Source organism: Scandinavium manionii (genome assembly GCF_024764775.1).
GTDB classification, from domain to species: Bacteria; Pseudomonadota; Gammaproteobacteria; order Enterobacterales; family Enterobacteriaceae; genus Scandinavium; species Scandinavium manionii.
In genome coordinates this window covers 419,617-437,130 of record NZ_JALIGC010000040.1, presented here as the reverse complement: position 1 = coordinate 437,130, position 17,514 = coordinate 419,617, and the positions used below count along the sequence as shown (strand labels likewise).

The 17,514-nt window shown below is 57.3% G+C and carries 15 protein-coding genes and 1 pseudogene; 2 read left to right on the top strand and 14 right to left on the bottom strand.

The genetic code is table 11. From position 1 onward, the window contains the following. Nucleotides 1-41 precede the first annotated feature (41 nt). From uspG to MUU51_RS19845, 3 genes are all read right to left on the bottom strand, one after another. Nucleotides 42-470 (bottom strand): universal stress protein UspG, encoded by a 429-nt coding sequence (gene uspG, locus MUU51_RS19855; protein ID WP_159774308.1) that lies wholly within the window; start codon nt 468-470, stop codon nt 42-44. A gap of 174 nt (nt 471-644) precedes the next feature. Then, complete coding sequence (gene rnk / locus MUU51_RS19850) at nt 645-1,055, bottom strand: nucleoside diphosphate kinase regulator (RefSeq protein WP_159774306.1); 411 nt, start codon at nt 1,053-1,055, stop codon at nt 645-647. A gap of 259 nt (nt 1,056-1,314) precedes the next feature. Continuing rightward, the gene (locus MUU51_RS19845) at nt 1,315-2,691 is read right to left on the bottom strand and encodes a GntP family permease (protein WP_159774304.1); all 1,377 of its coding nucleotides are present in this window, start codon (nt 2,689-2,691) and stop codon (nt 1,315-1,317) included. Between the two features lie 283 nt (nt 2,692-2,974). On the opposite strand from MUU51_RS19845, the gene MUU51_RS19840 reads away from it, so the two are divergent. Beyond that, the gene (locus MUU51_RS19840; protein WP_159774302.1) at nt 2,975-3,805 is read left to right on the top strand and encodes an alpha/beta fold hydrolase; all 831 of its coding nucleotides are present in this window, start codon (nt 2,975-2,977) and stop codon (nt 3,803-3,805) included. Nucleotides 3,806-3,893: 88 nt separating this feature from the next. Beyond that, a complete protein-coding gene (locus MUU51_RS19835) occupies nt 3,894-4,748 on the top strand; it encodes a helix-turn-helix domain-containing protein (RefSeq protein ID WP_159774438.1) in 855 nt (284 codons plus the stop codon). A gap of 3 nt (nt 4,749-4,751) precedes the next feature. Here the strand turns inward: MUU51_RS19835 and ptsP are convergent, their stop codons facing one another. The 11 genes and pseudogenes from ptsP to citC all read right to left on the bottom strand — a co-directional run bounded on the left by ptsP (nt 4,752) and on the right by citC (nt 17,385). Beyond that, entirely contained in the window at nt 4,752-7,247 is a 2,496-nt protein-coding gene (gene ptsP / locus MUU51_RS19830) for a phosphoenolpyruvate--protein phosphotransferase (protein WP_159774300.1), read from the bottom strand. A gap of 22 nt (nt 7,248-7,269) precedes the next feature. Further along, nucleotides 7,270-8,310, bottom strand: a complete 1,041-nt coding sequence (gene ypdE, locus MUU51_RS19825) for an aminopeptidase (protein WP_159774298.1) — start codon at nt 8,308-8,310, stop codon at nt 7,270-7,272. Continuing rightward, nucleotides 8,310-9,395, bottom strand: coding sequence for an aminopeptidase (ypdF, locus tag MUU51_RS19820; protein ID WP_159774296.1), 1,086 nt, complete (start codon nt 9,393-9,395; stop codon nt 8,310-8,312). The genes ypdE and ypdF overlap by 1 nt, the downstream gene beginning before the upstream one ends. 13 nt (nt 9,396-9,408) lie before the next feature. After that, nucleotides 9,409-10,659, bottom strand: coding sequence for a PTS fructose transporter subunit IIC (locus MUU51_RS19815; protein WP_258968421.1), 1,251 nt, complete (start codon nt 10,657-10,659; stop codon nt 9,409-9,411). Nucleotides 10,660-10,683: 24 nt separating this feature from the next. Beyond that, nucleotides 10,684-11,010 carry a PTS fructose transporter subunit IIB gene (locus MUU51_RS19810; protein WP_110512408.1) on the bottom strand — a complete coding sequence of 109 codons (327 nt, stop codon included), beginning with the start codon at nt 11,008-11,010 and terminating at the stop codon, nt 10,684-10,686. A 241-nt stretch (nt 11,011-11,251) separates the two neighbouring features. Beyond that, on the bottom strand, nt 11,252-12,058 hold the full coding sequence (gene rna / locus MUU51_RS19805; protein ID WP_159774292.1) for a ribonuclease I: 807 nt from the start codon (nt 12,056-12,058) through the stop codon (nt 11,252-11,254). Between the two features lie 113 nt (nt 12,059-12,171). After that, nucleotides 12,172-13,635, bottom strand: a complete 1,464-nt coding sequence (locus MUU51_RS19800; RefSeq protein WP_258968420.1) for an anion permease — start codon at nt 13,633-13,635, stop codon at nt 12,172-12,174. A 47-nt stretch (nt 13,636-13,682) separates the two neighbouring features. Further along, a pseudogene (gene citF / locus MUU51_RS19795) lies at nt 13,683-15,089 on the bottom strand (citrate lyase subunit alpha); the annotation flags it as partial. A 30-nt stretch (nt 15,090-15,119) separates the two neighbouring features. Continuing rightward, complete coding sequence (locus MUU51_RS19790; RefSeq protein WP_159774286.1) at nt 15,120-16,028, bottom strand: aldolase/citrate lyase family protein; 909 nt, start codon at nt 16,026-16,028, stop codon at nt 15,120-15,122. After that, nucleotides 16,025-16,321, bottom strand: coding sequence for a citrate lyase acyl carrier protein (gene citD, locus MUU51_RS19785; protein WP_258968419.1), 297 nt, complete (start codon nt 16,319-16,321; stop codon nt 16,025-16,027). The genes MUU51_RS19790 and citD overlap by 4 nt, the downstream gene beginning before the upstream one ends. Then, complete coding sequence (citC, locus tag MUU51_RS19780) at nt 16,318-17,385, bottom strand: [citrate (pro-3S)-lyase] ligase (protein WP_258968418.1); 1,068 nt, start codon at nt 17,383-17,385, stop codon at nt 16,318-16,320. Before citC ends, citD begins: the two co-directional genes overlap by 4 nt. Nucleotides 17,386-17,514: the final 129 nt, after the last annotated feature.

Genomic DNA, 17,514 nt, shown 5'->3' with positions numbered 1-17,514 from the left:
GAAAGGTAGCCTCTTTTTTTACGGCTGGACTGGCAGGGGAATTACCGCACTACCAGCACCGGCACGTGTGCGTGACGAATCACGCTCGAGGCGTTGGAGCCGAGCAGGTGCGTGGCAATGGACGGATTGCGCGAGCCAATCACCACCACGTCGGCCTTAAGCTCTTCGGCCAGTTCATTCACCACGTCACGCACGTTGCCCATCCGCACATGGGGTTTGATCCGCGAAGGGTCGATGCTGAAATGGTCAACCATGGTTTTCAGGCGCGTTTCCGCCTCATGGTATAGGTGCTCTTCAAAGCGACGTAAATCGGCGGCAAAGCGGCTCATGGTCAGGCTCGCGGAGCCGGGTAGGACATGCAAAAGATGGATAATGCCTTCCTGCTGGGCGAGAAATTCCGCATGACGAACGGCCTTGTCACTCAGCGCCATTTCGAAGACATCAACCGGCATTATGATGGTGTTATACATACAATGACCTCCATGTAACGATCCTGCATATATACAAGCATATTCGGCGACTTCTTTGTGCCATTCACGTCGCAAATATCACTTTCAGACGGTAAAGGGAGGGTAAAGTTTTGTGGAGAAGGGAAACGGAAAGAGGATGTGGATGACATCCTCTGAAAAGTCATTCAGATGCGCTTAGCGGTTAAATTCACCGGCGGCTTCTGGCTGATACAGCAGCTCAAGCACTTCTAAATGTGTTTCAGTGCCGTTCGGCAGCGACCAGTGAATGGAATCACCCACGCGAAGGCCAAGCAGTGCCGCCCCGACCGGCGCCAGAACGGAAAGCTGCGTTGCACTGTCGGTCATGTTGGCCGGGAACACCAGCGTACGCACGCGTTCTTCCTGGGTGCTCAAATCGCGGAAGCGGATCTGGCTGTTCATGCTGACCACATTGTGCGGCATCTCCTGCGGGGAGCACATCTGCGCCCGATCCAGTTCGTCATTCAGCGCAGCCGCAACCGGGGAGGTTGCCCACTCTGGTCGTTCCAGCAGGCGGTCAATCCGTTCGGCATCGAACTCATTAATGATGATGGCGGGTCTGGTCATTGTTGACTCCATGTTTTCCAGGTTGAGATCCAGCGACTTGTTTCCAAAAGAAAACCCTCGTCGTTCAGGACGAGGGTTTAGGGTCTGACCATGATACTGACTGTGGTCGGATCTTTGAAGTGATTTATACCCGCCATTCTTCAAGCTGCATCTTTGTTGGCTACGTTCACTCGCCCGAATCACTTAGGTTACTACGTTCATCGGGACTCATTCTCTTGCCGCCGCGATGTAACGCGAATTATTTTGGATATAGCTCACATTAGAAGATAAGGCTACCAACCAGCGCGAACAGGAAGGCGAGGCCGCCAAGCAGCGTTTCCATCACCGTCCAGGTTTTCAGCGTGGTTTTTTCATCCATTTCGAGGAAGCGGCCAACCAGCCAGAAACCGGAGTCGTTCACGTGCGACAGCACCGTTGCGCCACCGGCGATGGCGACCACGATAAAGCACAGGTCGAGTTGGCTGATACCGGTTGTGGCGTGGACCATCGGCGCAACCAGCGCGGCGGTAGTGGTCAATGCAACCGTGGCGGAACCTTGCGCCACACGCAGCGCTGTCGCAATCACGAACGCAGCTACGATGACCGGCATCCCGGTATCGGACAACACGCCTGCCAGCGCATCGCCAATTCCGCTGGCGCGCAGAACGCCACCGAACATACCGCCCGCGCCGGTCACCAGAATGATGCCGCAGATTGGGCCTAATGCACCGTCACAGATTTTTTCCAGATGCTTAAGGCTGTGCTGACGGCTGAACACCATCAGGGCGAAGAACACGGTAATCAGCAGCGCCACCGGGGTTTTGCCCAGCATACGCAGGAAGTTCACTAGCGTGTCGTCTTTCGCCACCCAACCCAGCACCGTCGCGGTATTGAGGCCGGTTTCGAGGAAAATCAGCACCAGCGGCATCAGCAGAATGGTCAGCACCATGCCGAATGAAGGCGGCTTGTGGTTGGGATCGGCTTCGACCGCTCCGAGGAAGGAAGACGGCAGTTTAATGTCGAATTTTTTCCCGGCATACAGCCCGTACAGGTATGCACCAAGATACCAGGTCGGCAGGGCGATAATCAGACCAACAATCACCAGCAGACCAATGTTCGCGCCGAGCAGTTCAGCCGCGGCAACCGGGCCAGGATGTGGCGGCACCAGCGCATGCATGACTGCGAACGCACCCGCAGCCGGGAAGGCGTATTTCAGCGTAGAACCGCCAAACTGTTTGGCGACGCTGAAGATAATCGGCAGCATCACCACCAGACCGGCGTCGAAGAAGATAGGGAAGCCGAACAGCAGCGACGCCACACCGAGCGCGAACGGCGCGCGATGCGCACCAAATTTGTTAATCAGCGTATCAGCCAGCACTTTTGCACCGCCGGAGACTTCCAGCAGTCGGCCAATCATCGCCCCCAGGCCCACCAGCAGCGCAACGCCAGCCAGCGTACCGCCGAAGCCTGTCAACAGGGTCGGCACCACTTTATCAAACGGAACTTTCGTCAGTAGCGCCACTACGATGCTGACCAGCGTTAAGGCTAAAAAGGCATGCACTTTGAAGCGCATGATCAAGACCAGCAGCAGTGCTACAGCCCCTGCGGCGATACCGAGCAGCGTACCGGCTCCCAATGCGTTCGTAACTTCTGTCATCTTTATATCCTCTGTAACGTGACAGCCAAAGTGATAGTGATAGCCTGGCGTAATCCCTGCGTTTATCACTGATACCGGTAACATGATACTGGTAACATGGCGGGTGTTGTAAATATGCTTTGACACATTTATTAACACTTTGGGAGCCACTTCAAATATCCGAAACAATTATCGATTTGGACAATATTTGTTCGATAAACGTGATCGATTTCAAATCTGGCATATGCTTCTTAAGCACCGCTGCGCCATCCGGCGCCAGCATGACCAGGAACCAGGAGATCCCATGAGTGGTTACGACACACTGACCCTAAAAGATGGCAGTACTCTCTATTTCAAAGATTGGGGGAGCGGGCAGCCCGTGGTATTCAGCCACGGCTGGCCTCTGACGGCGGATGCGTTTGAAGACCAGATGCTGTTTTTGGGCGAGAAAGGCTTCCGGGTGATAGCCCACGACAGGCGCGGTCACGGGCGATCCTCGCAGTCATGGGACGGAAATAATATGGATCAGTACGCTGACGATTTGGCGGAACTCACGGCCCATCTTAATTTGAAGGATGCCGTACACGTCGGGCATTCCACTGGCGGTGGCGAAGTGGCGCGTTACATTGGCCGCCACGGCACAGAGCGGGTGACAAAAGCGGTGCTGATCAGCGCGGTGACGCCAATTATGGTGAAAACCGATTTTAACCCCAACGGTGTGCCCATTGAGGTGTTCGACGGTATCCGTCAGGGCGTGGTGAACGATCGCGGCGCATTCTTCCATGAGCTGTCGATGGCGTTTTATGGCTATAACCGCTCAGGGGCAAGCGTGTCGGAAGCGGTGCGGGCGAGCTTCGCAGCACAGGGGTTACAAGGCTCTATCAAAGGGCTTTATGACTGCATTAAAGCGTTTTCAGAAACCGACCTGCGGGAAGATTTAAAACGCATGGCCATCCCGACGCTGGTCATTCACGGTGATGACGATCAGATTGTGCCATTCGAAACCTGCGGTAAAGTGGCGGCGGAAATTCTGCCGGACGCTGAACTTAAGGTCTACAAAGGCGGCTCTCATGGCATTTGCACCACCCATAAACAGCAAATTAACGATGATTTGCTGACATTCCTGAGATCGTAATCGCTCAGCCCGGTCCGTGACGTGCCGGGCGTTCACATTTATCCCCATCGGGTTACACTCATCGTTTCCCATTATTCAGGGCCAGATGATGCCGGTGACCCCTCTTCCTGCCGACCGCCGTTTCTTTGCCGATTTGCTCAGTGGGCTGGTGCTCAATCCGCAACGTCTGGGCCGTGTATGGTTTGCCAGTTCGGCAAGATCACTTCCCGCAGGGGCGTTATGTCTGGACATGCCGCGCCTTGAAATCGTGCTGCGCGGCGAATACGGCAATGCGCTGGATGAAACCCAGTGCACGCTGGCTCAGGGTGAAATGTTGTTTATTCCGCCGCGCGCCGCCAATCAGCCGATGTTCACGCGTTCGGCGATGGTGCTGAGTATGGTTTTCGCCCCGGCATGGACCGGGATGGCGTTTTACGACACCCGCAACGGCAGTACACCCGCGCCGCTGCGTAAGGTGGAGTTTCCGCATCAGCAGCACGGTGAAGGGGAGGCGATGCTCACCGCACTGACGCTGCTCAGTCGTTGTCCGCTGGAGCAGCAAATTATCCAGCCGCTGGTGTTAAGCTTTTTACATTTGTGTCGAAAAAGCACGGCCACGGAAATGAGTGCGGTGCCGTCACGCCCGCAGTTTCTCTATCAAAGTATTTGTAACTGGATCCAGGATAACTACGCCAGACCGCTGACGCGCGAAGACGTGGCGGCGTTTTTCAATATCACGCCAAACCACCTGTCACGACTGTTCAGTCAGCAGGGCACCATGAGTTTTGTCGATTATCTGCGCTGGGTGAGGATGGCGAAAGCGCGGATGATTTTGCAGAAATACCAGTTGTCGATTGGCGATGTGGCGCTGCGCTGTGGTTATCCGGATGGAGACTATTTCAGTCGATTGTTCCGGCGTCAGTTTGGCCTGACGCCGGGAGAGTACCGCGCGCGGTTCCTGTAAGCGCTACAGGCTCAGTTCTTCGCTTAATAGCGTCAGGATCGCCTGCGCATCGGTGGCTTCCAGCAGCGACTGACGGAAGGTTTTGTTGACCAGTTTGCGCGCCAGCTGGGAAAAGACTTTCACATGGTTAATTCCTTCGTGCTCTCCGAGCGTCAGCATTATCACCAGTTCAACGTCGCCCATTTCCGACTGCCAGTCGGTCAGCGCCGGCAGCCGCGCGATACTGATACTGGAGTGGCGGATCCATGCTGATTTGGTGTGCGGGATCGCCACACCAAACCCAACGCCAGTGGTGACGATTTCTTCGCGCTGCCAGATATCCTCTTCCAGCTCCAGCGGATGCTCAGTGCGCCCGTTGACCGCCAGATTGCCGCAGAGCAGCTGGATAATCTGCTCTTTGCGCAAAGGACGGTCGGTGAACAGAATGTTCTCCAGCGCCAGCAACGGACGCGCGTCCTCCTCCGGCGTGAATTCGCGCAGCAGCGTTTCAATGTCATCGGCGCTGCGGCATTCACACGCTTTGTTAGCCAGTTCACGGCAGGCAGTGCTGTCGAGCTGACGCAGCTGACTTTTCACCGCCGGGATACGCGGCCCGCTCATGCTCAGTTCATCCAGTTCCAGGCCCAGCAAAAGCGGCAGATAACGGCTTTCGCCGCCCAGTTCGCCGCAAATGCCGACCCCTTTTCCGTGTCGATGGGCGACGCTGACAATCTGGCGCAGCATTCGCAGGAACGACGGCGTTATTGGGTTGTACAGCGGCGAAACCCGGGGGTTGTTGCGATCCACGGCGTATAAATATTGCGTCATATCGTTGGAGCCGACGCTGAAGAAATCCACCTCGTCGCAGAAATGGTCGATGATGTAACACACCGACGGCACCTCAACCATGATCCCCAGCGGCAGGCTGGCGGCAAAGCGTAAACCTTCGGCCTGAAGGTCGGCTTTAACCTGCTGTAGCTGGCTTTTGATCCACAGAATTTGGTCGAGGCTGTGCACCATCGGGATCATCAACTGTGCGTTTCCGTATGCGCCCGCCCGCAGAATAGCCCGCAACTGGGTACGAATCAGTCCGACAAATTCCGGGTAAATCCGCACCGCGCGGTAGCCGAGGAACGGATTTTCCTCATGCGGAATATTCAAGTAGCTCAGAGGCTTATCGCCGCCGATATCCATGGTGCGGAAAATAACCGGTTTATCACCCGCTGCCAGCAGCACCTGCTGATAGGCCTCAAATTGTTCCTGCTCATCCGGCGGGTTTTGGCGGTCCATGTACAGCATTTCGCTGCGAAACAGGCCCACGCCTTCCGCGCCGTTACTGAATGCGCCCGGCGCTTCCAGCGCGCTGCCAATGTTGGCGGCCACTTCGATGCGCTGCCCATCGCGTGACAGCGCGGGTAACGCGGCATCCTGGGTCTGGCGCGCCACGCGTTTGTCGTCGAGTTCCCGCGCGAGGGTGTAATAGCCCATTACCGCGTCATCCGGTTCCGGAACCAGCACGCCGCACTGTCCGTCGAGCACTGCCTGGCGATGTTCCAGGCCGCTGAGTTCCGCCACGCTAAAGCCGTTAAGTACCGGGATGGAGGAGGCGCGGGCGAGGATCAGCGTGTGCGAAGTGCGACCAGTTTTCTCCAGCACCATGCCTTTGAGCTGTGTCAGGTCGAGGCTAAGAAATTGACTGGGCGTTAAATCTTCCGCCACCAGAATGGTCGGCTGGGTCAGGCGCAGTACGTCCTGATTGCGGTGCCGCGGCCAGGTGATGTGCAGCAAGCGCTCGCTGATGTCGCGGATGTCACTGGCGCGTTCACGCAGATAATCGCTGCTCGATGCCAGCAGTTTGTCGCAGATGGCGTCCATGTTATCGATAATTGCCGCCGCCAGGCCCTGCTTATTGTCACGCATAATACGGCGGATATTGCTGGCAAACTCTTCATCCTGAATCAGCGACAAATGGGCGCTGAGTATGGTTTTGCTTTCGCCGCCGAGCACCCGCAATTGCTGGTTCAGGCTGTCGGCGAGTTCCGCCAGGCTGTGCTCCAGTCGGGTCATGTCTTCCGGGCTTGCCGCAATAGCGCGGTAGCCGTCGAGACTGTCACTGCGCCAGAGGGTGATTTCCCCAAATCCGATGCCGCTCGCAAGTACGTTGCCGGTCAGTAAACGGGGATTCAGGCGTGAAAGCGAACGCGGTAGCGGGTGCGCTGTAGGCGAGGCCACGGCGGGCAGCACGCTATCGCTGTCGATAAAGTGCTGCTCAAGATATATTTCCAGCGCGCGGCGGGCTGGTTCTTCATCGCTGCCGCTGATTTCCAGCGAGCAGCTGTCGTTGAATAACGTGCCGGTGCTGACCAGCGCCAGCGAGCTTTTGCCATCGGCGTGGGTACTCAGGCGATGGTTGATAAAGCGAATATCGCTTTGCCACGCACTGCATTGTTCCTTCAGCGCCCAGGCCGGGCGGGCATGCAGGCCGTTGGGCAACGGACAGAGAAAATCGAGAGTCAGCATAGCGGTTCCTGTAAGCGCAAAATCAGCATCTGAAATCCATCAGACGAGAAACGGTTTTGGCGTTGATATCGTGAAGCATCGCCACCAGCAGCTGATGGGTGAGGTCAATGTCTCCGGCGTCGGCAATGGAGGCGGCGCAGTGGCCGTGGCGGGTAGGCGGGCCGAGCACCACCGTTGGAATGCCGTTGCCGCAAAGATGCACCGCGCCGCCGTCGGTACCGCCGTTGCTGAACATATCCCGTTGCAGAGAAATGGCCTGCTGCGCAGCCGTGTCTTCTACCCAGGCGGTGAGTTTCGGCGGCGCAATGAGCGTTTTATCGTACATCACCAGCATCGGACCTTCGCCAATCTGACGATGATTGTCGCTGCCGTAATCAAAGTTTTTCGCCCAACAGGCAGTGTCGAGCACCAGCGCAAGATCGGGCTGAAGTTTGTGGGTGGCGGTTTGTCCGCCGCGCAGGCCAACCTCTTCGCTCGAGCTGGCGACCAGCCACACTTCAGCATTCAGCGGCGTGGAATGTAACTCGCGCAGCAGCGTGACCAACAGATAGCAGCCGAGGCGATCGTCGAAGGCTTTGCCCATCACCCGGTTGTGCGGCAATTCGCTAAACGGTGTGGCGAATGTGACGCGATCGCCAGGCTCCACACCCGCTTCGGCCACTTCATCGGCGCTGCAGGCCCCAATATCGACGCGCAGTTTTGCCACGTCGCTTCCGTGACGCTCGCCGTCCAGCAGCCCGTTGATTTTACCGCCGCCGCGGGTGGTTATCCGTACCGGTTGCAGTTCGCGCGCGGTCATGCGCACGTTGCCAATTGGGATAACGTCGATAGCGCCGGTCGACGAAATGCTGCGCACCATAAAGCCCACTTCATCCATGTGCGCGCAGACCATAACTTTCGGGCCGTGGCTTTCGTTCAGGCGTATAAGCACTGAACCGAGTCCGTCAAACTGCACCTCTTTGCCCAATGCGTCGGCTTCGCGCAGTAGAATTTGTCGGACTTCCTGCTCGGAAGCGGCGATGGCATCGGCTTCACTTAGCGCTTTCAGTAACGCGAAATCCATTACGCTTCTCCTGTCATCAGCAGCGTTTTTGGAGTGTGATACAACACTTCCGCGCCGTCCTCGGTGACCAGCACAACGTCTTCAATGCGCACGCCGCCTTCGTCTTCCAGGTAAATACCGGGTTCAACGGTCAGCAGCATTCCGGGACGCAGCAGGGTGGTGTCGGACGGTGAAAAGCGTGGGTTTTCATGCACGTCGATGCCGATGGCATGTCCGGTGTTGTGACCAAATTTCGGCCCGTAGCCCGCGCGGGTGATGTGCTCCCGGGCAGCGCCGTCGACGGACTGACACGCCACACCCGGACGCACGGCGGCGATGGCTGCCAGCTGCGCTTCCAGCACGGTCTGGTACACCGCGTACAGTGGTGACGTTTCCACGTTGGCATAGCGGCCCGCAACCAGAAAGGTGCGGGTCATGTCGGAACAATACCCCTGGTATTGGGCGCCAAAATCGAGCGTCACCAGTTCGCCTGCCACAATGATTTTCTCGGACGCTTTGCCGTGAGGCAGCGCGCCGCGAGGACCACTGGCAACGATAGTCTCGAACGAGGGTTTCTCTGCCCCTTGTTGTTTCATAAACCATTCCAGCTCGGCGGCGACTTCGCGTTCCCGCATACCGGGCTGGATAAAACGACGGATATGGCTGGCGGTGGCGTCAGCAATGCGACAGGCCTCGCGAATCGTTGCGATTTCCTCAGCGGTTTTCACCTGCCGCAGCGTATCAGGCGACACGCTAACCAGCGTCGGGCGCAGGGAATCATGCCATTCGCTCGCCGTTTGCCAGCTGACCTGTTCGCCTTCAAAACCAATGCGCTGTAACCCTTCTTCTTGCGCAATCTGGTTGACGATGGCGCTCATCGGGCGACCGCTTTCCAGCCGATGAAGTTGGTAGCCGTGAGTGCGGGTGGCGACATCGCTGTAATAGCGAAAATCCACCAGAATGTGCGCGTGTCGCCGGGTCACCAGCACGTAGCCCGAACTGCTCGAAAAACCCAGATGCGCGAGCTTGTTCTGGCGTGACGAGAGGATCACTGCGTCTATCCGTTGATGCGTCATCCAGTCACGTATTGCGGTCAGTAAAGCCATATCCGTTTTCCTCTTACATCGCGTCGATGGCCAGCTTGCCAAGTTTGTGCAGGCTGTTGCGGATAAGCACCACCAGCAAGGCGGTGATCACTGCGCCAACCGCGATACTCAGCATGTAGGCGCCGAGATTGGTCACCAGCGGCCAGGCCCAGATGGCTGATTCCGGGAACCATTGCACCGCGCCGAGCGCTGAGGCGGTCATTGCTCCTGCGATGGCCCCTGTCATATACGCGGGCAGGGTGGCGATTGGGTTTTCCAGCAGGAACGGAATCGCACCTTCGCTGATGCCCATAAAGGCGAGAAACATCGCGGTTTTACCCTGCGGATAAAGCTGCGGGCTGAACAGGCGTTTGCCGGTCAGACGACGGTCAATCAGTGTGGCAAGGCCCAGACCAATCGGCGGGATCACAATCGCCACCGCACGGGAGGTAATCGGCAGCACGTGGTCGGTGGTGAAACCGAGCGCCACAAACCCTGCCGCTTTGTTAATCGGGCCGCCGAGGTCAATGGCCGTGGCCGCCGCCATACCGATGGCGTACATCATTGAGCCAGCCTGACCTGCCGCCAGCAGCAGCGTACGCATACCGCCGTTCAGCCAGCCACCAATCGGGGTGATGACGTAATATATCGCCAGCATCACGAACAACGCGGAGAGAATTGGAATTAAGAAGGTGCTTTTGAACGCCAGCAGATACTGCGGCACGGCGATGCGGGCGTTCAGCCATTTCACCAGATACCCGGCGGCGATGGCGATAATCAGTGCGCCGATAAAGGTTGATGGCACCGGTTTGCTGGCCAGCCAGCTCAGTTTTTCCGGATCGAAATTCAGCACCAGCGTTGGCTGAGTGGCAACCAGTCCACCGATAAAGCCCGCCGGAAACGCCAGCTTGCCGCCGTTGGAGTTCGCGACGAAGGCGGAAAACATCGGGATGGCGAAGCTGAACAGCAGCCCGCCGAACGATTCCGTCAGGTAACCGAACTTCAGCACCGACAGATTAAACCCGGTGAATTTGCCGGAATTCAGCGCGTCCATAATCCCGGTGTCCGGCGGGATTTCCAGCCAGACGTAAGCAATCAGCTGCGAAATGGCGAGAATAACCCCGCCCATGATAAGCGTCGGCACCATGCGGGAAATGCCCGACATAATGTGCTGAGGGAGTTCTTTCCAGAAGGAAGAGCCCGATTCTACGGGCGTTGTTGCCAGTGCAATGGTCTCGCCGTCAGACGAGACAGGACGAATGGCGCTGCGTTTTTTTATTGCCATTTCACACACCCTTGCTGTTGAGGATTATTGTTGCTCGGCGGCTATCAGCTCTTCGATTTCTTTCAGGGTGCCCGCGGCATTTTTAATGGCGTCCTGGAGGGAAATCTCATAGACGTCGCGCGTTTCAAAGCGCTCGTTGTCTTCCGGGGTAATGGCGATGGCGTGAATGATGATATCGGCGGTGGCGATATCCTGTGCCGTCAGCCGGTTCTGGATGCCATCGGCCCCCTGGGTTTCAATTTTGACCTCGTAACCGGCTTCGGTTGCGGCATCTTCCAGCGCTTGCGCAGCCATAAAGGTATGGGCCAGTCCCATCGGACAGGCACAAAGTGCAATCAGTTTCTTCGCCATGCTGAACTCCATCAGTAAAAGTCGGAACTGATTATGCTCAGAGACTTCTGGGTTCTGTTACCAGACAAATAATGCATTTTCAGGATTTTTGATGCGCTAACAGGGAAGTGTGATGCGTGTCCGCTTATAAGAAAAATCGATGGAATAAGACGAAGGATTAACGTGCTGAAGGTTAAAAGGAGAAGGGGAGAATGCGGGTGATGAAGCGAACCGGGCAAATGCGAATTGCCCGGCGTCGAGATTAGTTTCCGGCTTTATCAATTACGAACTGTGAACCGCAGTTGCCCGGATGCGGCTGTGGCAGCAGCGAGCCTGCTGCCAGCGGCGCATTGATGGCGCTGGATTTGATAGCAATCTGCATTTCGGTCAGGTAGGCCGGTTTGCCGTTGCAGGTTAGCTTGAACGCTTTCACGCCTTCTTTGCCATAGCTTTTGGCCACGGCGGCATTGAAGTCATTCCGGCTGACGGTTTTGCCGTAGTTTTGCGCGAGGAAAGATCCTAAAGCACCCTGCTTGATCTCCCCGTTCAGGCGCACCATGGTGCCGAAATAGGCATCCGGATCGAAGCCAAAACAGACGCCGTGCTTGGCGTATTCATAGCGTTCCAGACACGAACCGCCGCCGCTACCCGGCATTACATTGTTCAGCTTGTTGGCCATTTCCAGCGAGAGGCCTGTTTCTGCCGCCGAGCATTTTCGGTTACCGCGGACTTCAGGCATGTTCGGCACCGGGCGCGTCGCACAGCCGAAACGCATCCAGCGGCGATTGTCCACGCCACGGGCGGCGATAGATTCAGGCAGGCTCGGCCACAGGCCGTGCACCGTCAGATAATTTGTTTTATCGGCCACTTCTTTCTGGGTCCGGCATTCGCTCGGTTCGTTACGGTGATTGTCCTGCATGCTCTGGCAAAAGCCGGTTTGCCAGGAGAGCGCCAGCACGTAGCTGTCGAAATCAGGGTACTTTGCAGGTTGTAACGGCATGCTGTCTGCGGCCAGCGCAGGGAGGCTGGTAGCCGCCAGGATGGGCAGCATTTTCCATAAGCTTTTCATAGGAGGGTCCGTGGGTAATTAAAACGCCGAATACCTTCTATTTAATCATAAAAATGCCAGGCAGGTTTAATTGACTGGCATTGTGATAGCGGCTGTTAGCACTGAAAAATCATTTAGCTCCACATGGCGAGGATCGGCCAGCCGACCAACAGCAGCATGGCGATATAAATCACCCCGAAAATCGCGCCCAGCCGCCAGTAATCTTTCGACTTCACGTAGCCGCAACCATAGATGATGACGCCGGGTCCGGTGGCGTACGGCGTCAGGCAGCCCATGATGCCAATCGACAGCACCAGCAGAATGCACAGATGTTCCATCGGCACGCCCGGAATGCCTTTCCCGACGGCCAGAATCACCGGCAGCATGGTAGCGGTATGCGCCGAGAGGCTGGCAAACAGGTAGTGCGCAAAGTAGAACACCAACACCAGCACCACTACCGTCGCGTTCGGCGAGAATCCTTCCAGATGACTGCTCATGGTATCGGCAAACCATTTGATGAAACCGGAACGGGTCAGGCCGTTGGCCATGACCACTAGCGTCGAAAGGTTCACCAGCGTGTTCCACGCCCCGGTGTATTTGGTGACCTCTTTCCATGGCACCACGTGCAGCGCCAGCATCAGCGACACCGCCAGCAAGCCGACGGCGGTGGCCTCAATATATTCCCCGCCAAACACCCATAGTCCAAGACTCAGGAGCACCAGGCCAATCAAGGTTTTCTCTTTGCGGGTCAGGGCGCCCATTTCACACAGCGCGTTGCTCGCCCAGCCGGAGACTTCCTCGCTGTGCGTCACTTCCGGTTTGTACAGCACGTACGACAGCCACGGCGCCACCACCAGCAGAATCAGCCCCACAGGTAAAAAGCTCAGGAACCATTGCAGCCAACTGATGTTCACTCCGGCGATCTTGTTGACGAACTCAAGCCCCAGCACGTTGGGTGCCGCACCGGTCACGAACATCGAGGAACTCAGGCTGGTACTGATAACCATCATCCACATCAGATACCCGCCGATGCGCCGCGATGATTTATCGTTGGGGAATGACTGGAACAGCGGCGGCAGGTTTTTAATCACCGGGAAAACGGTGCCGCCGGTGCGGGCGGTATTCGATGGCGTAAACGGGGCCAGCAGAATATCGATGATAACGATAGCATAGCCGAGCGTCAGGGTGCGCTTACCCATAAACTTGACCATAAACAGCGCGATACGACGGCCCAGCCCGGTGACTTCATAACCCAGCGCAAAAATGAACGCCCCAAACACCAGCCAGACGGTGGTGCTGGAGAAACCCGCCAGCCCCCATTTCAGTGCCTGCGAGCTGGCTTCAAAATCGGGGTTGGCCAGTTCAGAGGCGTCAAACAGCAAAAACTGATTGCCAATAACGCAAATGGTGACCGCGATAAAGCTGATGGCAGTTGCCGGAATGGGTTCGAGGATCATGCCGACAATCATCGCCACAAACACCGAGAAATAGTGCCACGCCTGCGGCGGCATCCCATCGGGAACCGGTATTAAGAACAGCACCAGCATCACCAGCAGCGGCGCAATTAACTTCCATATCTTATCTTTTGCAATCGACATAACCGATTCTCCGGTAAGCATTTTTTATGTAAGGGCGACGCCGAACCTCAGGTTGTTTCCTTCACCTGATGCACATTGTCGATAACAGATCCGTCGCGATAGCGAACCACGGCCACCACCTTGTCGGTCACCTCGATGGGACGCGGATCACCGGTAAGCAGCCGGGCGCGCTGGCGCAGTTTGGCGATAGGCACAATGGGTATGCCCGCGGTAAACAGGCGCTCAGTAAGTTCAGGTCGGGCCGGGTTCACGGCGATGCCGTGGTCGGTCACCAGAATGTCCACGCTGGAACCCGGTGTGACGCAGGTGATGACCTTGTCGACCAGAGTGGGAATGCGCCCGCGTACCAGCGGGGCGACGATAATCGCCAGCGCGGCACCGGCGGCGGTATCGCAATGCCCGCCGGACGCGCCGCGCAGCACGCCGTCGGAGCCAGTCAGCACGTTGACGTTAAACTGTGTGTCGATTTCCAGCGCACTCAGCACCACGACGTCGAGCCGATTGACCGACGCGCCTTTCGAATCGCCGTTGGCATACTGGTTGGCGCTGATTTCGCGATGGCCTGGATTGCGGGCCAGCGAATCGGCAGCGGCGCGGTCAAAGCTCTGGACGTCGAGCAGCGTGGTAATGAAGCCTTTTTCATGCAGGTCGACAATCGAGGCGGTGATACCGCCCAGCGCGAAGGCGGCGTGCACGTTCTGGCGGCGCATGTTGTCATACAGGAAGCGCGTGACCGCCAGAGAAGCCCCGCCGGTGCCGGTTTGCAGGGAGAAACCGTCTTTGAAATAACCGGATTCAGCAATGACGTCGGCGGCGCGGCGGGCAATTAGCAGCTCGCGTGGGTTAGTCGTCAGGCGGGTCGCGCCCGCACCGATTTTATCGGCATCGCCCACGCGTTCGATCTGCACGATCAAATTCACTTCGTCCTGGGAAATGCTTGCCGGATAGTGGGGATAAGGCCGCAGCGCTTCGGTCAGCAGAACCACGCAATCGGCGTGGGCGGCATCGACCTTGGCGTAGCCCAGCGAGCCGCAGCTGGCGGGGCCGCTGGTGCCGTTGGCGTTACCAAAATCATCGCAGGCAGGTACGCCGAGAAACGCCACGTCGATGTGCAGCTCTCCACTCTGAACCAGCTGCACACGCCCGCCGTGGGAGTGGATTTGCACCGGTTCGTCGAGCAGCCCGTGGGAAATGGCGTCGGCCAACGGACCGCGCAGGCCAGAGGTGTAGATTTTCGAAACGATGCCGTGACGAATGTGTTCCACCAGCGGCGCATGGCAGTCGCTGAGCGAACTGGAAGCCAGCGTCAGGTTTTTAATCCCGAGTCGGGCGATGGCATCCATCACCTGATTGACGGTGAGATCCCCGCCGCGAAAGGCGTGGTGAAACGAGACGGTCATGCCATCACGCAGGCCGCTGCGGCGAATGGCGTCTTCCAGCGAGGCGCAAAGTTTCGGCTGTGTGAGCTCAGTCATGGGTATTCCTTATTCTTCTCGAAGGCCGGAAAGGGCGACGCGCGCGAGCACCACGCGGGCACGCTCGATAATCGGCTGGTCGACCATTTTTCCGTTCAGCGACACTACGCCGCGGCCTTCCCGGGCGGAGGCTTCAGCGGCGTCGATAACCAGGCGAGCGTGATCCACTTCCTGCTGCGTCGGCGCGAACAGGTTGTGCAACAGATCAATCTGGCGCGGGTTGATTAACGATTTGCCATCGAAGCCAAGCTGTTTGATGTGTGCGGCTTCGTGCAGGAATCCTGCGTCGTTATTGGCATCGGAATAAACGGTGTCGAACGCCTGAATACCGGCGGCGCGGGCGGCCTGCAAAATGGCGCAGCGGGCAAACAGCAACTCGGTTCCTTCCGCCGAGCGTTCGGTACGCAAGTTACGCACGTAGTCTTCCGCGCCCAGTGCAATGCCAATCAGACGCGGCGAAGCGAAGGCGATGGCGGTGGCCTGGGTTATGCCGAGCGGCGATTCGATGGCGGCCAGCAGCCCTGTGCTGCCCGGTTCGCGACCGCATTCACGCTCAATGCGCAGAATTTCTGCTTCGATATCCAGCACGTCCTGCGGGGTGTCGGTTTTCGGCAGGCGCACGATATCCGCGCCGCCGCGCACCACCGCATTCAAATCCTGCAAGCCGTATTCTGAATCGAGTGCGTTCACGCGCACGATGGTTTCAACCTCCTGATACAGCGGGTGCTGCAAGGCGTGAAATACCAGGCGGCGCGCGGCGTCTTTTTCGCGCAGGGCGACGGAGTCTTCGAGGTCAAACATCAGCGCGTCAGCCGGGTAGATAAACGCGTTGCTGACCATGGCGGCGTTAGCGCCGGGCACGAACAGCATGCTGCGGCGGGTACGCTGTTTTCGTTGATTCAGGGAGGTGGTCATCATTGGGCACGCTCCCAGGGCAGGGCGGTGAAGTCGCTGGCGCGCACTAACACCGTTTCCAGCCGGGCGCGGATCACGCAGTCCAGCGCGCCTTTGTCATCGAGGATCAGCTGTACGCCGCGCACGCTGTAGCGCGCCAGCGTTTCCAGCACCGTGGCGCGAATGGCGTCACCAAACTGCTTCTCAACGCTGCTGTGGATTTGCAGGTCGATGTCCTGCGACTCAAGCGGCGCGATGCGGATCATCACATCGCCCGACTCCAGCGTGCCTGCAACGGCGGATTGGGTTATTTTCATTTTTCACCTGTAACCAGTTCGGGAAGATTCTGTGAGGCGGTCGGGCGCGGGGTGGAGAACGCCTGCAGCCAGGTCAGCGTGTCGGCGGGCACCAGCGGGGCGATGGCGGCAAACTCTTTTTTGACTAACAGTTTGCGCACCCGCGAAGCGGAGATCGGCTCATCGGCGTAGCGCAGTCGCTCGATTTCCACCAGTTCAATGGCGGGGGCGGCCAGCTCAGTGGTTTGCAGCCAGTGGCGCATATCATGGTTGTACTGTGCGGTGACCTGGCAGAAGGGCTCGGTGCCAACGAAGCGATGCGTAATGCCGAGCGCCGGGGCCAGATGCTGGCGGAAAATTTTGAGGTCAATTTCGGTGTAGCAATGGTTAATCACCGCCTGCTCTTTGATGAAATAGCACGGGAACGTCGCCCTGGAAATGATGTAGTCCGAGCCCTGATGCACCGTCAGGCGGGGAATATCCCGCGTTCCGGCCCGTACTAATGCCAGTCGGTCGGCATAAGGAAAGCGCGAGGTGTCTTCTTTGACCAGAAACAGATGCAGCCAGTCGCACTGCGCGGCGGCTTTTTCCACCAGATAACGATGTCCGTTGGTAAAAGGATTGGCGTTCATTACGATGCAGCCAATGTTATTTCCCGGACGACGGAAGGTAGAAAGATCACGGGCATAACGGCTAATGCGGGTGGCGCTATTTTCCATTAGCACCATCAGGCCCGGCACGCGGGTCAGGGGGTAAAATCCGCACTGGGAAAATAAAGCTTCGTTTTCTATTTTTGTATAAAGGAAAAGATGCGGGCGATTTAATTCATAGGCGAGTTGAATTAGTTCAGTGGCTAATGTCAGTGCCAGGCCTTCGCCCCGCACTGATTCACAGATGGCTACGCACTTAATAATATTTCCGGCCAGCCCGCCACAGGCAACCAGTGTGCCGTTACGGGTTGCGGTAATAAATATTTCAACCGTGGTGTCGATGCTCAGAGAATTATCATGAAGAAATTGAGTGATAACGGCGATTTTATTATTATCCGCACGTCTGACCCGGCTGAATAGGGTGTTGCTGAACATGTGTCGGTCCTGTCTCTGCTGACGTTTCTCAGGTTTTGCAAGGATCGTAAAGAGGAATGACGGCGGGGGATATGAACTGATTCACAAACGGTTTTGTGGTTTTAATGGATTTAATTAATTTGCTGGAAT

Coding starts and splice junctions, on each gene's coding strand:
- uspG (WP_159774308.1), bottom strand. CDS start 470: ATGTATAACACCATCATAATGCCGGTTGATGTCTTCGAAATGGCGCTG.
- rnk (WP_159774306.1), bottom strand. CDS start 1,055: ATGACCAGACCCGCCATCATCATTAATGAGTTCGATGCCGAACGGATT.
- MUU51_RS19845 (WP_159774304.1), bottom strand. CDS start 2,691: ATGACAGAAGTTACGAACGCATTGGGAGCCGGTACGCTGCTCGGTATC.
- MUU51_RS19840 (WP_159774302.1), top strand. CDS start 2,975: ATGAGTGGTTACGACACACTGACCCTAAAAGATGGCAGTACTCTCTAT.
- MUU51_RS19835 (WP_159774438.1), top strand. CDS start 3,894: ATGCCGGTGACCCCTCTTCCTGCCGACCGCCGTTTCTTTGCCGATTTG.
- ptsP (WP_159774300.1), bottom strand. CDS start 7,247: ATGCTGACTCTCGATTTTCTCTGTCCGTTGCCCAACGGCCTGCATGCC.
- ypdE (WP_159774298.1), bottom strand. CDS start 8,310: ATGGATTTCGCGTTACTGAAAGCGCTAAGTGAAGCCGATGCCATCGCC.
- ypdF (WP_159774296.1), bottom strand. CDS start 9,395: ATGGCTTTACTGACCGCAATACGTGACTGGATGACGCATCAACGGATA.
- MUU51_RS19815 (WP_258968421.1), bottom strand. CDS start 10,659: ATGGCAATAAAAAAACGCAGCGCCATTCGTCCTGTCTCGTCTGACGGC.
- MUU51_RS19810 (WP_110512408.1), bottom strand. CDS start 11,010: ATGGCGAAGAAACTGATTGCACTTTGTGCCTGTCCGATGGGACTGGCC.
- rna (WP_159774292.1), bottom strand. CDS start 12,058: ATGAAAAGCTTATGGAAAATGCTGCCCATCCTGGCGGCTACCAGCCTC.
- MUU51_RS19800 (WP_258968420.1), bottom strand. CDS start 13,635: ATGTCGATTGCAAAAGATAAGATATGGAAGTTAATTGCGCCGCTGCTG.
- MUU51_RS19790 (WP_159774286.1), bottom strand. CDS start 16,028: ATGATGACCACCTCCCTGAATCAACGAAAACAGCGTACCCGCCGCAGC.
- citD (WP_258968419.1), bottom strand. CDS start 16,321: ATGAAAATAACCCAATCCGCCGTTGCAGGCACGCTGGAGTCGGGCGAT.
- citC (WP_258968418.1), bottom strand. CDS start 17,385: ATGTTCAGCAACACCCTATTCAGCCGGGTCAGACGTGCGGATAATAAT.